This is a genomic window from Vibrio sp. YT-15 (genome assembly GCF_033337445.1).
Lineage (GTDB): Bacteria > Pseudomonadota > Gammaproteobacteria > Enterobacterales > Vibrionaceae > Vibrio > Vibrio alginolyticus.
On sequence record NZ_JAWOQR010000002.1, the window covers coordinates 155,715 to 169,100 of the forward strand.

20 protein-coding genes are annotated in these 13,386 nt (G+C 46.1%); all 20 read left to right on the forward strand.

The annotated features are described in order from the left end of the window. Positions 1-86: 86 nt before the first annotated feature. The 20 genes from R7D93_RS04810 to R7D93_RS04905 all read left to right on the forward strand — a co-directional run bounded on the left by R7D93_RS04810 (position 87) and on the right by R7D93_RS04905 (position 13,382). A complete protein-coding gene (locus tag R7D93_RS04810; protein ID WP_140249207.1) occupies positions 87-761 on the forward strand; it encodes a hypothetical protein in 675 nt (224 codons plus the stop codon). 198 nt (positions 762-959) lie between these two features. Beyond that, positions 960-1,565, forward strand: coding sequence for a hypothetical protein (locus R7D93_RS04815; protein WP_140249208.1), 606 nt, complete (start codon positions 960-962; stop codon positions 1,563-1,565). A 51-nt stretch (positions 1,566-1,616) separates the two neighbouring features. Further along, complete coding sequence (locus R7D93_RS04820) at positions 1,617-2,717, forward strand: hypothetical protein (RefSeq protein ID WP_140249209.1); 1,101 nt, start codon at positions 1,617-1,619, stop codon at positions 2,715-2,717. A gap of 80 nt (positions 2,718-2,797) precedes the next feature. Then, on the forward strand, positions 2,798-3,199 hold the full coding sequence (locus R7D93_RS04825; RefSeq protein ID WP_031831645.1) for a Mor transcription activator family protein: 402 nt from the start codon (positions 2,798-2,800) through the stop codon (positions 3,197-3,199). 145 nt (positions 3,200-3,344) lie between these two features. Continuing rightward, positions 3,345-3,791, forward strand: coding sequence for a DUF5675 family protein (locus tag R7D93_RS04830; protein WP_140249210.1), 447 nt, complete (start codon positions 3,345-3,347; stop codon positions 3,789-3,791). A 7-nt stretch (positions 3,792-3,798) separates the two neighbouring features. After that, the gene (locus R7D93_RS04835; RefSeq protein WP_170890454.1) at positions 3,799-4,065 is read left to right on the forward strand and encodes a hypothetical protein; all 267 of its coding nucleotides are present in this window, start codon (positions 3,799-3,801) and stop codon (positions 4,063-4,065) included. Continuing rightward, positions 4,047-4,553 carry a hypothetical protein gene (locus R7D93_RS04840; protein ID WP_140249211.1) on the forward strand — a complete coding sequence of 169 codons (507 nt, stop codon included), beginning with the start codon at positions 4,047-4,049 and terminating at the stop codon, positions 4,551-4,553. The genes R7D93_RS04835 and R7D93_RS04840 overlap by 19 nt, the downstream gene beginning before the upstream one ends. Further along, on the forward strand, positions 4,550-4,768 hold the full coding sequence (locus R7D93_RS04845) for a TraR/DksA C4-type zinc finger protein (protein ID WP_140249212.1): 219 nt from the start codon (positions 4,550-4,552) through the stop codon (positions 4,766-4,768). Before R7D93_RS04840 ends, R7D93_RS04845 begins: the two co-directional genes overlap by 4 nt. Beyond that, complete coding sequence (locus R7D93_RS04850) at positions 4,765-5,091, forward strand: DUF2730 family protein (protein ID WP_081280737.1); 327 nt, start codon at positions 4,765-4,767, stop codon at positions 5,089-5,091. The genes R7D93_RS04845 and R7D93_RS04850 overlap by 4 nt, the downstream gene beginning before the upstream one ends. Continuing rightward, positions 5,078-5,368, forward strand: coding sequence for an ArsR family transcriptional regulator (locus R7D93_RS04855; protein ID WP_140249213.1), 291 nt, complete (start codon positions 5,078-5,080; stop codon positions 5,366-5,368). The genes R7D93_RS04850 and R7D93_RS04855 overlap by 14 nt, the downstream gene beginning before the upstream one ends. Positions 5,369-5,383: 15 nt before the next feature. Next, positions 5,384-5,551 (forward strand): hypothetical protein, encoded by a 168-nt coding sequence (locus R7D93_RS04860; RefSeq protein WP_180803835.1) that lies wholly within the window; start codon positions 5,384-5,386, stop codon positions 5,549-5,551. After that, positions 5,526-6,107 carry a DUF3486 family protein gene (locus R7D93_RS04865; protein WP_140249214.1) on the forward strand — a complete coding sequence of 194 codons (582 nt, stop codon included), beginning with the start codon at positions 5,526-5,528 and terminating at the stop codon, positions 6,105-6,107. The genes R7D93_RS04860 and R7D93_RS04865 overlap by 26 nt, the downstream gene beginning before the upstream one ends. Further along, the gene (locus R7D93_RS04870; protein WP_140249215.1) at positions 6,107-7,657 is read left to right on the forward strand and encodes a terminase large subunit domain-containing protein; all 1,551 of its coding nucleotides are present in this window, start codon (positions 6,107-6,109) and stop codon (positions 7,655-7,657) included. Before R7D93_RS04865 ends, R7D93_RS04870 begins: the two co-directional genes overlap by 1 nt. A gap of 20 nt (positions 7,658-7,677) precedes the next feature. Beyond that, a complete protein-coding gene (locus R7D93_RS04875) occupies positions 7,678-9,258 on the forward strand; it encodes a DUF935 domain-containing protein (RefSeq protein WP_140249216.1) in 1,581 nt (526 codons plus the stop codon). Further along, positions 9,258-9,395, forward strand: coding sequence for a hypothetical protein (locus R7D93_RS04880; protein ID WP_180803836.1), 138 nt, complete (start codon positions 9,258-9,260; stop codon positions 9,393-9,395). Before R7D93_RS04875 ends, R7D93_RS04880 begins: the two co-directional genes overlap by 1 nt. Next, complete coding sequence (locus R7D93_RS04885) at positions 9,379-10,782, forward strand: phage minor head protein (RefSeq protein WP_140249217.1); 1,404 nt, start codon at positions 9,379-9,381, stop codon at positions 10,780-10,782. The genes R7D93_RS04880 and R7D93_RS04885 overlap by 17 nt, the downstream gene beginning before the upstream one ends. A gap of 9 nt (positions 10,783-10,791) precedes the next feature. After that, a complete protein-coding gene (locus tag R7D93_RS04890) occupies positions 10,792-10,989 on the forward strand; it encodes a hypothetical protein (RefSeq protein WP_140249218.1) in 198 nt (65 codons plus the stop codon). Continuing rightward, positions 10,989-11,447, forward strand: coding sequence for a phage virion morphogenesis protein (locus R7D93_RS04895; protein ID WP_140249219.1), 459 nt, complete (start codon positions 10,989-10,991; stop codon positions 11,445-11,447). The genes R7D93_RS04890 and R7D93_RS04895 overlap by 1 nt, the downstream gene beginning before the upstream one ends. Positions 11,448-11,616: 169 nt before the next feature. Then, positions 11,617-12,495 (forward strand): hypothetical protein, encoded by an 879-nt coding sequence (locus R7D93_RS04900; RefSeq protein WP_140249220.1) that lies wholly within the window; start codon positions 11,617-11,619, stop codon positions 12,493-12,495. Then, complete coding sequence (locus R7D93_RS04905; protein WP_140249221.1) at positions 12,492-13,382, forward strand: hypothetical protein; 891 nt, start codon at positions 12,492-12,494, stop codon at positions 13,380-13,382. The genes R7D93_RS04900 and R7D93_RS04905 overlap by 4 nt, the downstream gene beginning before the upstream one ends. Positions 13,383-13,386: the final 4 nt, after the last annotated feature.

Below are 13,386 nucleotides of genomic sequence, written 5' to 3' on the forward strand. Positions count from 1 at the left end.
TTTATTATGAGACAACGTTCATTTTAAAATGCAATCAGGGGCGTATACTATATGCCGTTCAGTGGGACTAAAAATAAAGGAACTATATGTTTAATAATAAATTACTTTTAGTAGGGTTGTCGTTAGCTGCGTTGGGTGGCTGTACATCTGTTCAATACAATGGTTCGCCAGCAAACTCGATCACTAAAGTTGACTATCCATCTGTTGGTGAAGTTAAAACTGCTTATGTCGGAGACCATTTGGTAAGTAAAGGCACAATGGCTGAAATGAGCGTGTTACGCGTTACAAGCATGATTGAAAGTTTCTCGTATGATATACCCGAGGGTGACTACAAGCAGCTCGGATATGATAGCAAGCAACAGTTTTTCTCACCTGTTGGAGTGATCAAAGCTGCATTAGCGGACCCTATACAGGGCATCGCTGTAGAAAATAATCAACAAAATGAGGTTTGTTTTGTCACCATTTTTGGTGCTAAGGCTTGTGCAGACGATGCTTATGGGAAGTTCTCTATCACTAAGAAGCTGTCAGAATTTCATGACAGCTTCCAACAGACTTTGATATACAGCGGTAAGGTAGGAAATAAAATCAATATTAGTTACCGTGAGTTTTCCAATGATATGGCAAGACCAGCTTTTAATAATGAAGCCGAGTATGACCTAAGTGAGTCGAATCAAATTGGTTATAAGGGTGCTTTGATTGATGTTTTGGAAGCAGACAATACCAAGATTACGTATCGGCTTATTAGAAACTTTCCAAACTAAATATTGGCCCTCGAATGAGGGCTTTTTTACGACCACTTCTAAACGAATTTAAAATAAATATGCACCTATCTCTTATCCAAGCCACTCTTCGGAGTGGTTTTTTTTGTGGTTGAATTCTTGTTTTCTTGGAGCGCGTTCTATTGTGACGCTCAAATCAGTTACTATGCATTTGGTTACTATTCAAATGGATGTGTTTTAATGAAAAAGTCAATATTACTTTTGCCTGTATTCTTATCTGCCTGTGCAACTTCGCCAAGTGTCCATTGGGTCGCAGATAGTTCAGTTGACGAGTTTACCGATGAATCTCGCTGTAAAGTGACAGTAGGCTCTGTCTATACAGGCAATAGTGTTTACTCTGAGGTTGGCAAGCTGTATCCATTTGTTGAGCAAGTGGGTGGAGAACTGCGAGTTGGTGTTATGAGCGGCGGTAAATACCAAGTTCCGGTTGGCACTGTACAGCTGCGAATTGATAGCAACAAAGCTTGGACAATCACCAATGCAGAGACGCCAGTAGACAAGAGCATCGACTTTTCAGCGATGAACAGTTACTACGAAAACCTGCCTGAAGACCAACAACAAATTGTTAAGTCCGCTATCGAAACCTCAAAACAGACAACTAACCAAATGTTGCAGCCCTATACCGCGACGACTGGTGACAAAGCGAGAGCAATTCTCAATGAAATGCTGCAAGGTAAGACACTAATTTACCGTTCTGAAGGTGTGACAAATTCAGGCACAACCGGAAAGTATGAGTTGGATGAATCCTTATCTACTGCGTTGAAGAGTTGTGGGATTAGAGTTTAGTAAATTAGTGATTAGCTCTTGAGTACTTGGTATGTCTACTGGAAGAGCTACATGGAGATTGAACAAAATATGCAAATTGATGAATTATATACTTTGTCGAAGTGGTATTTGGAAAACGTGAGTAGTTTGAACTTGAATGCTACTCTGTCCAACGTAGTTACCGTTACTAAAAATATACAAGCGCAAAAAAATTCGAAGTCGTATAAACCACACATACAAACAAGGCTTTCCGAATTGAAAGGTTTGCTAGAGCAAATCGATTATAGTGGCCTGACATCAAATCAAAGGCGTTGCCTAAACCATCTCAACTTGAGTTCAATAGTGACAGAGAATGCATTTAGTCATTTTGAGCTTTTGTTTTCGATGGCCGAAGACGATCCCAATTACGTTCTTACAACCTTAGATAGTTATCTCAAAATATTACAAAAAGCTAATGCTGCGTTTACTCAAATTAACACTCAACTGCCTGTAGTAATTGAGGGCAAGACGTTGTTGCCGATCGAGGTTCCAGAAGGAAAGGTTTTAACCCGGATCACTTTCCATAATGAAGCATCTATAAACAACCTAGTAGAGTTTAATACTTGGGCTAAGAGCTGGAATATGATCGCGAGGGGTTTCTCGATGTCTGTAGGAGAAGCGCCAGAAACCTTTGAGGTTGTAAACGCGGATAGAGGCTCTTTTATTGTCGATCTTATCGTAGGTGCGGCAGCTATGAAGGTTCTTTTTGAAGCTTTGAAGTCATTTACTGACTTGGCTATTTCCATCACAGATTTAACGATGAAGCTTACACAAGCAAGAGAACTGAGAAACGCGGTTTCGGATGAAACTTATGCTCAATTTGTTGAAGAGGCTGAAAGAAATATTGAGGAAGAGGAGCAGAAAATCGTCGAGAAAGTAATTGAGCATTTAGAAAATGAACAGCTAATTAAGGTGCCTCAGGCTAAAAATGATTTGGCGCGTTCAATTAAAGAAGTTTATAAATTCAATGCTAGTGGTGGAACAATGCACTGTCTAGCGAGTAACGATAATGATTTTAATGAACAGTCAGTCGCAATGCTCAATGAGTCTTATCGTCAACTACAAGACAAGTCTGAACTAAAACTTATTGAGGACAAGAAGGACGAAAAAGGTAAGGATTCTTGGAACCTGTGACGATCTTTTCGCAGGTAACTTCCTCTTGAGGATCATTTTCACTGTTTCATACTTCCCATATGAAGTGGGAGGGTGTGAAGATGGCTCAGCGAGAAATGTTTAGTGACGAAGAAATCGATAGCAAGGTGCTAGACCATATTGGTGATTTACCAGAAGGCAGTGCAGCTTGGCCTGCAATGCTTTTGGAACTGCATGGTGTTGTGGCCAACGAGCTAAAGCAAGCCGGTATCGAAACTCCTGACTTACCGTTAAAAGTGGTGATGAGCATTGGCGAGTACATGGGCGGCATGCAGGTGTACTTGCCACGCGGTGACAAACTCAAGCAGCAAATCCGCGATATGGAGATTTTCAACGAGTTCAATGGCCGTAACGTTCCGCAGTTAGCCAAACGTCACCACCTGACCAGCAAAACCATCTACGAAATCATTGCCAGGATGAGACAAGTAGAAATCCAGCGCCGTCAATTCAGCCTATTTGAATAACCAACGCCTCCAACTCTGGGGGCGTTTTTTTACCTGATCTTTTTTCAACTCTCCATTGTTGCGGGTGAATTCCTGCTCCCCACCAACCCAAATCAAAATGTTCATAACAATCAACGGAATCTATGCAATTCGTGAGGATATGAGCATGCCTGAAAGCCTACAAACTTTAGTTCTTCACCGTCGAGGTTTTGAACACGGCACCTTTGGTGTGCTGTGTGATGAATTCGGCAATGAAATCTGCAAAACCATCGAGCGCCCGTGGAAGGACAACGCGCCCATGATTTCTTGCGTTCCTGATGGTCACTACGACCTGGTGCCTCACCAGAGTCCTAAGTTCGGCAAATGCTACGCCCTTGATGGCGAAGAGCAAGGCGTCACTATCTGGGGGCCATCGCAGCGCACTCACATTCTTATCCATGTGGCGAACCGAGTTGACCAACTGCAGGGCTGTATCGGTGTGGGGTTTGATTTCGGAGTCCTTAAAGACAAACAAGGCCGTAATCAGTGGGCAGTACTCGATTCTCGTTCAGCCTTTAATCACCTCATGCACCAGCTGGGTGGCAAGCCAGCCAAGCTAATCATCAAGTCGTAGGTGCAACATGGGGCGCAACTGGGATTGGTCATATCAACGTGGGCGAGAAAAACGGCTAGAGGCTGAAGAGCAAGCTCAACACAACAATGCTGCTGTGCCATCACGTCCACCGTTACATAGTCACGATGCCACCCTGCAATCCTATTTTAATCGCGGCTGGAAGAGTATTACGCCAGCCGACATTCACATCCATTTGGGCCTGGTGAAAGCACCAACTTCGTCAAGCCCGTTAGAGAAACTCAGGGAGATACGCTCATGTCACTTTCAACAATAGCTGCACTGGCGTTACAGGTCGGCCCAGCAGCCATTCGTGGTATTTCTGCGTTGCTTGGGGGCAACAACGCTGCAGATAAAGTTGCGGATGCTGTGGAAGTTGCTCATCGAGAGCTGACAACGACAGACGCCAAACAAGCAGCAGTGAACCATTGTCTTGAAGCGTTGCCACCAGAACAAAAGCTAGAGTTAGAAACGCTTCGTGTTCGTCTTGAAAAAGAGCTCACCGAACGCGCCAAAATCGCAGCACAAGACCGCCAAGCTGACCACCATGAAACCCAAGACACCATTCGAAAGGGCGACACGGCGACAGACAAAGTCGTACGTTGGTCGCGTCCACTAATGGCACTCGTCAGTTGTGGCTCAGCGAGCTATTACCTGATCACGACTCCAGCACCTGATTTAACCGTTGCCTCGTTACTTCTTGGCTTAGCTGTGACTTACATGGGCTTACGTCACCGTGAGAAAGATAAAGGACTGACTCAATGAGCGATTGGATCGACAAGTCGGTCGAGAAGCAACACAGCGAGTTGGAGCGGTGTATCAAGAGCGCGAGAACGCAACGTGGTCAGGGCATTCAGAAGAAAATTGCTGATGTTGTGATTTGCTCTGAATGCCTGGAGCCAATCCCAAAAGCGCGATTAGCGATTAAGCCAGACGCGACGCACTGCGTGGATTGCCTGGCTGAAATGGAGGCACCGTGAAGCCTGAATCGTTGGAGCTAATCCGAACCTTTACCCCTTGGGTGATGAGCGGCATCACGCTTGGCTGGATCATCGTGGTGTTTGTGCTCAAAAAAACTTACGCCAAAACCGAAGACCTGATTGCCGTCAGGCAGGAAATGACAGCCATGCACGCGAAAGTGGATGCCTTACCTGGTCATGAAGAAGTAACCCAGCTGCGCATCGAGCTCTCTGATGCAAAGGCTGAAATCCGAGAACTAAGGGCCGAGCTTAAACCCGTTAACCATCTGGCTCAGTTGCTACTCGAAAACGAACTAAAGGAAAGAAACAATGGCAATGGTTGAACTTCTGCAGCAAGACCGACGGTTGGTGATGCTGCGTATTCTCAATGAATCAGTGGGCTACACCGCTAATGACAGTGTGCTCGACCACAGCTTAGATGCGTATGGTCACCTAGTCAGTCGTGATACCGTTCGCGCCGAAATCTACTGGCTCGAAGAGCAGGGCTTGATCTCAACCAAAGACATCAATGGCACCTTAGTCGCCACGATTAAACAACGTGGGATTGATATTGCCACAGGGCAAGCGGTTCATCCTGGTGTGAAACGTCCAAGCCCATAAAAAGCAGGTGAGTCTATGTCAGAACCAATGAAGATTTACTTGTTGTGGGTGGCGTCTTATAGCGCGTTCCAATACGCGAAGTTTCGTTATTACATCCGTTGTCGCCCGATTATTCGCCCGGCGTTGTCATCGTTTACTCGTCGTTTAAGAGGGCTTTATGACCGATTCAAAGAAACACACTAAGCACCGCGTCAGTAAAATTGACCAATTGCCGGATGAACTTAAAAGCCAGTTAAACATGCTGTTGCGTGATGGCCGAATGAGTCAGGAGCGTATCCGTACGCTGATTAATGATGAAATCGACCAGAAAGGATTATCCGAAGACCCTGAGTACATCAAGCGCAATGCGATGAGCCGCTATGCCCAGTCCTTTCGCAAAGGGATGGAGCGTTACGCCCAGGCGCAAGAGCTAACCAAGCAGTGGGTAGGTCAGTTTGGTGAGATGCCACAAACCGATATTTCACGCGCTTTGATTGAGATCGGCAAGTCACACATCTTTGAATTCCAGATGGACAAGCTTGAGGAAAATAAACCTATCGATCCTAAAACCATGGGGCAGCTGGCTCTCGCGATTAAGCGTCTGCAAGAAGCTCAAACGGGCAGCGTGAAGTTAGAGCAGGAGATCCGTAAACAAGCCTTTACTGAAGCTGCCGACAAAGCTGAAGCGGTTGCGAAGAAAGCAGGCATGACAAGCGATACCGTTAAGATGCTTAAAGCAGAACTGCTGGGGATTGAATAATGACCATTGCCAACCTGCCAGAACTCAACGAAGCAACCAAAGGGATGCTGATAGAGTTTGATCCAGATGAGTTGCTACTCGGTTACCAAAAGCGTTGGATTCAAGATGACTCAGTGCTCAAGATTGCGGAGAAGTCACGCCGTACCGGTTTAACTTTTGCGGAAGCGGCAGACTCGGCATTAACGGCAGGCACAAGCAAGACCGATGGTGGCTCTAACGTCTTTTACGTTGGCTCGAACAAAGAGATGGCGCGTGAGTTCATCGATGCCGTCGCCATGTGGGCCAAGATGTTCGATAAAGCCGCAGGCGAAGTGCAGGAAGATGTTCTGAATGATGAAGATAAAGACATCCTTACCTTTGTCATCTATTTCGAATCGGGCTTTAAAGTTCAGGCGCTATCAAGTAACCCATCCAACCTGCGCGGTATGCAGGGCACGGTTATCATCGATGAGGCAGCGTTTCATGATCGCTTAGCTGAAGTGTTGAAAGCCGCACTGGCTCTGACCATGTGGGGCGCAAAAGTCCGCTTAATCTCCACCCATAATGGTGTCGATAACTTATTCAACCAGCTTATCCAAGAAAGTCGCGCTGGGAAAAAGCGTTATAGCGTGCACACCATTACGCTCGATGACGCCTGTGCGGAAGGCTTGTATCAGCGTATTTGTCAGATTCAAAAAGTCGAGTGGACCCAAGAAAAAGAAGACGAGTGGAAAGCAAACCTACTCAAAGATACTGCCACTGAAGATGATGCGCTCGAAGAGTATTACTGTGTGCCGAAAGCCTCCAGTGGGCAGTACGTGCCTATCGTTCTTATCGATGCTGCAATGAAAAGCGGAGCAGCGTGCCTTGAGATTGAAGCGCCCAAGAACTTCATGGAGTGGCCGGAGAGTGCTCGAAATCTATTTGTGCAGCATTGGTGTGAAACCGTCTTACAGCCAGAACTGGACAAGCTCAATCCCCAGCATCGTTTCTCGTTTGGGGAAGACTTTGCACGCCGTGGTGACCTTTCGATTTTTGTGCCACTGGGTGAGCGTCGTGACCTGACCAAATACGTCCCTTTCTATGTTGAGCTGCGCAACATGACCTATGACGCTCAGCGTCAGGTGATGTTCTATCTGTTGGATCGTCTGCCTCGTAAGCGTGGTATGGCCTACGATGCGACGGGTAACGGTGGCTATTTGGCAGAAGCAGCGGCACTTCGCTACGGGACGGAGATGATTGACCAGGTATCACTCAATGACCCTTGGTATCGAGAGTGGATGCCAAAACTGAAAGCGGAATTCGAGAGTCAAAACTTAGAGCTGCCACGTAATGAAGATGTCAAAGGAGACCTTTGCCATATCCAGGTGGTGAACGGGGTGCCGAAAATCGACAAAGGCAAAACCAAAGGCCAGGACGGTAAGCAGCGTCACGGTGACTTTGCGGTTGCGCTTGCCATGGCCGTTCGCGCCAGCTGGATGGAAGGCAGCGCCATTGAATTCACTCCCATTCCCAATTCTAACGACGATGATTATGACGACTACCATGCCTTTGAGCGTGGTGCCTGGTAGCAAACAGGCAAGGAATACTTATGGCTAAACGACAATCAAATATCGTGGACTTATGGGGCCGTCCGATTGAGATGGATGTGCTTGATGAGCCACAAACCAAAACAGACGCAAAGTTGGCAACCTTGCATCGAGAATTTGCTGACCACCCATCCTCTGGTTTAACACCGGCTAAATTGGCTCGACTAATGCGCGATGCTGAGCAGGGTGATTTAAAAGCGCAGTGTGAACTTGCCGAAGATATGGAAGAGAAAGACGCTCATATTCAAAGTGAGTTAGGCAAACGTCGTATGGCGCTGCAGGGCATGGACTGGAACATCAAACCACCACGTAACGCCACAGCACAAGAGAAAGCCGATGCCGAAATGGTTCAGGAAGTATTGGAAGATGCAACCTGGCTGGACGATGCCATTTTTGATTTGAGTGACGCGACCTTAAAAAGCTTTTCCAATGTTGAGCTGGATTGGGAATATGAGGGTGGGGTGCACTATATCCAAAACGTGCATCATCGCGATCCTTCCTGGTTCAAAACGCACCCTGACGACCGTAACCAATTGCGTTTACGTGATGGCAGCCATGAAGGGGCTGAGCTGCAGCCGTTTGGCTGGATACGCCATACCGCTAAAGCGAAATCCGGTTATCTCACGCGTCGTGGCTTAGTGCGTGTGTTGGCATGGCCGTTCTTGTTTAAGAATTACAGTGTGCGCGACTTGGCTGAGTTCCTGGAGATTTATGGTTTACCAATCCGTCTGGGTAAATACCCAGAGGGTGCGACCGAGCAAGAAAAGATGACGTTAATGCGTGCGGTCATGAGCATTGGCCATAACGCTGGTGGCATCATTCCTAAAGGCATGGATATTGATTTCCAAAACGCGGCAGATGGGCAATCTGATCCGTTTATGGCAATGATAAGTTGGTGTGAGAAATCGCAATCTAAAGCGATTCTAGGCGGCACGTTGACCTCTCAGGCCGATGGCAAGAGCAGCACCAATGCGCTGGGTAATGTGCACAACGAAGTAAGAGAAGAGATCCGCGACTTTGATTTAACCAGACTCGCGGCCACGTTGACTCGTGATGTGGTGTATCCACTTTATGCGCTAAACGGTAAGAGCTATCAGCACCATCGCCGAACGCCTCGCTTCGAGTTTGACCTGACCGAAGCGGAAGATTTGAAGCATCTATCTGATTCGTTGCCTGGCTTGGTTGGTCTTGGTATGCGAATTCCTCTGCAGTGGGCACACGATAAAACCCAAATCCCGATGGCGAAAGATGGCGAAGCAGTACTGAGTTCATCTGCATCAACACCACCAGAGCCAAATGCTCCTGGCAAGGTCGCTAATCAGGCCGCGCTCAAAGCTCAGTCAGATAAAGATGTGGTCGATGACCAGCTCGTCAATCTGCACAGCCAGTCCGCAACGTTATTGGAAGGCATGATTGAGCCGGTGCGTGATCTAGTCGAAAACGCCACTTCGCTCAAGCAGCTGCGCGACGACATCCTCGGGTTGCAAGGGCAAATCAGTATCGATGAGTTGGGTGAGCTTATGGCTCAGGCCATGGCTGCAGCAGAGCTGGCAGGTATCAATGATGTGGAGGATGGGAAGTGATGGACGAGTCTTTGTTAAACGTATTTACGCTTGGCGCTGGGTTTGGTGGAGTGATCGGGCTGGTCATTGGAATGGTTTTTGGTTTGGTTGTTGGCACTTATGAGTGGGTAAGAGAAAAGCATGGTCGGGATAGTTAACTACGGCTCGCTCCCATTCGAAGAGCAGATTGCCTACTTTCGCAATAAGGTCAACGTTCCCACTGAGCGTTGGGCTGACATGTGGAAGCAGGCTCACGACCGCAGCTTTATCGTTGCTGGTGCAATGAAGGACGATTTACTGGCAGATTTTCGCTCAGCGGTCGATAAAGCCATTAGTGAAGGCAAGAGTTTAAACTGGTTTAAAAGCGAGTTTAAACACATTGTTGCCAAGCATGGTTGGGAGCATAACGGACATGCGAATTGGCGTAGCCAGGTCATTTATGAAACTAATCTTCGCCAAAGCTACACCGCTGGCCGTGAGCAACAAATCGAACAAATTAAACATCGACGCCCGTATGGCATCTATAAACATTCCGGTTCTGAGCACCCGCGCCACGATCACCTTTCCTGGAACAACATGGTGCTGCTACTGGACGACCCATGGTGGAAGACGCATACACCAATCAACGGCTTTGGTTGTAAGTGCAAAAAGCTCACCGCCAGCAAGCGAACTTTGGAGCGTCTTGGCCTTGAAGTAAGCCAGGCACCAAAGATTGAGCATTATGATTGGGTGGATAAGGTAACTGGCGAAGTGCACCGAGTACCGAAAGGTGTAGATCCAGGTTTTGACTACACACCCAAGTCCAGCGCAGAGTTAACCGAGAAGACCAAAATGCTCGTTCAGGCTAAGCCACCTCTGGAAGAGCGATTGCCAACGCGAGCGGTCGAAAGTGCTTTTTCTACGATTAAAGGTGTTAATGCTTCGGAAATCAGCCGCGTTCTGGAGCAAACAGCAAGCCCACAGCTAACAGCCTTTACTGAGTTCCTGAACAAGCATGAAGTGAAAACCCTGGTACTCAAACAGAGCGAACTATCTGGAAAGGCGAAAGGCCGGGCACTCGTCGAACCGATTGAAGAGTATCTGCAGTCGGGGCAAAGAGCGCCAATCCTGAACTTCTTTCATCGCAATGCCACACGTACCAATGGATTTACCAGTAAGCACTGGAACCATGTGGTAGTCAAAGCGAAAAGCACAGATACGCTAAAGCGAGTCACGGCAGAACAACTAAGAGAAGCCATGGAACGCGCCATGGTTTTGAGTGCAACAAGCCAGCAATACAGTTTGTCTACTATAGTGAAAGCGATGTATGGAGACTCGGCAAGAGTGGTGAATACCTGGGCGCATGAGATGGGCCACCAAATCCACTTTAAAGCCGGTTCGCCTGCAGCACCTGTCGCTTATGGCATTACACAGTATTCCGAGCAGAATGAGTTTGAATGGTTTGCGGAGCACTTTGTCGCATGGCTGTTTGCGCCAGAGGCACTGAATGACCGCTATCCAGAAATCTTTAGCTTCATTACAGACACGGTTAATAAGGCGATTTAAAGTTATATTATGAATATCTACGAACAAGCACTCGAACTCACCAGACCGCCAGTGACTCTTGAAAACCTTCAGCAATACGATGCGCTGCTATCAAAAGCAAAAGGCGAAGAGGCGGATCGCATTGGTGATTTATACACGGTATTGATTAGCCACGCCGACCCTGAAGTGTATGAGCAGTACGTATTGCTTTCTATGGGTGAAATCTAATGGCTGGAGTGAATTACACCCTTAAGTTTGAAGAGAGCCAAAAGCTGCAGCGTCGCTTTAATCAGCTTTTAAAGCAGGGCACCAGTCTGCAACCGGCCTTTCAAGATATTGGTGAAATGCTATTGCTCAGCCACGACCAACGCTTTAGGGATCAGGTTAGCCCCGATGGTGAACCGTGGGCTCCGCTGTCACCAGCCTACCAAGCCAGAAAGCCCAAGCGCCAAAATGATATCTTAACCCTGAACAGTATCTTAAGCGGCAACCTCAGTTACATTGCCACCGGCTCTAACCTGTTCTTTGGTACACCGACCGAATACGGCGCGATTCACCACTTCGGTGGCAGTGAAGATATGCGACCTGCCAATGCCGCCATTCCTGCCCGTCCCTGGTTAGGTGTGGACGATGACGATAAAGCCGAAATCTACGACATCCTGTCTGACTTTTTACTCCAAGAATAAAACGCGCTGTAAGCGATTCTAAGCGCATTAACGTAATAATTGGTGCAATGCCTCATGTGATGGCGGTTAAATTCAAAATAAACAATTTTAAACGGGGTTTAAACACGTCTCGACTTTATAAGTGAGCATGGATTACCATTTTGGCTTAAACGTCAGGCATGGATATAAAATGAAGAACTATTTTAAGTCACTATTTGAAGAGCAACCGGAAGAGCGTTTTTTTAGTCTAAAGCTTACCAAGGTAGTACTTTGGTCTTTTGGTATCGCGTTTGCCGTTACCTTTATGATCAGTTTGAACGAGTCGATAGCTCTAAAACCAAGTTTTACTAGTGATGGAGTTAATTATTTAGTATTTGAGCTTTTTAAAGCTCCAGTCGCCGTTGCGGGCTTTGCGTTACCGATATTGGGTTTGATTGGTTTGAATCATCGCTCAGAACAGACCAAGAAACAAATCTCTGCAACGGGAGAGCAAAACCGATTTGCAAACTACTTTAAGCACTTAGAAGAATTCAAAAAGCACGTTGAAGGTTTGGAAGTACGAAAGCAAATAGACATGACTAATATCCGCATGATTCACGATAATCTATTCTCACGAGCCTATGCGTTCGGCGACTATAATATTGATAGCGAAGAGCTGGAAATAGTGCATGATTTTCTAATAGCTGCTGATAAAGATATGAAACGCGCAAATAGCGAGAGCTATTTTGCTAATTTGCCTGAAGAGCTAAGTTATTTGTTTTCTGCTCAGAGCCTGTTTGGTATGAAGAATGTCATACGGCAAGATATCGCAAACTTTTCATCGTTAGACCGCACACAGAAAATTAAGATAAATAAGGATTTTATTTTAGACTTAGTAGAATTTGCGAAAGTTTTGCGTTCTATCATCGCTTTTTCAAATAGTGCCGTTTGGGACGGCCGGCTGGGAGTTTTGGCAAATAGTATCACACTCAATTACGAAGTCGCTGAACGTGAGATTGCCAGAAAGTTTAAGTTAAATCTTCGCCGCCAAGAACTTGCCGAGACTATAAAAGAAGTGGATATAAAATGAAGAACTATGTCGAGTCACTAAATAATTATTTTACGTCACTATCAGAAGAGCAACCTGATGTAAGGTTTTTTGGTTTAAGACTGGTCAGGTTTGTGAGCGCCATTTTTGGTAGCGTGTTCCTCTTTACGTTTCTGGTTACCTTGTTCGATACATCCACGTTAGATTGGAAGCTCGATGTAGAAGGGCTCAAGTTCTTTTTCCTCGACGCAATGAAAGTGCCTGGAAGTATATTGGCGTTCTATCTAGCCGTTCTGGGGTTAATCGGGGCTAATCACCGTTCTGAACAGACCAAAAAACAGATAGAAGAAGCTCGCGTGCAAAATGACTTCGCGAATTATTACAAGCACAAAGAAGAGTTCTTGAAGCACGTGGAAGATATAGCCGAAGGATATTACTTTATTCCTGCCCAAAGGGTTCGAATCCACCATTGGTTTTTCCCAAATAGTAGACATCAAAAATTTCAGATTAATCCTGAGTGTACCCATAGTTTAGACAGTTATATAAGTGCCTTTGCAGGCTACATTTCTGTGTTGGTCGAAGAGTCTTCCTATCAAGGCGCACTCAATAGCTTAGAAAACTTACATAAGGAAATTGAAACTAAGTTCAGCATGAAGTCTACATATAATGGTGATTTTAAGTGTTCTTTGTCACGTAATACAGGTTGGGATAGTGATTTCTCGGATTATGTAAAGCAGTTCGTAGATGTGTTTAAACGTATAGATACTCTATTTCAATTTGACCAGGACTATGAACCTTCTGAAAAAATGGGGTATCTACTGGATTTTTCTGCAACATGGCCGAAAGTAGATACGTTGGATTTTAACGATTTGGAGGCATCTCAAGTGGAGGCTTATAAAAAGATTGCTAGAACTCTCCTCGAAAGTTAAACCC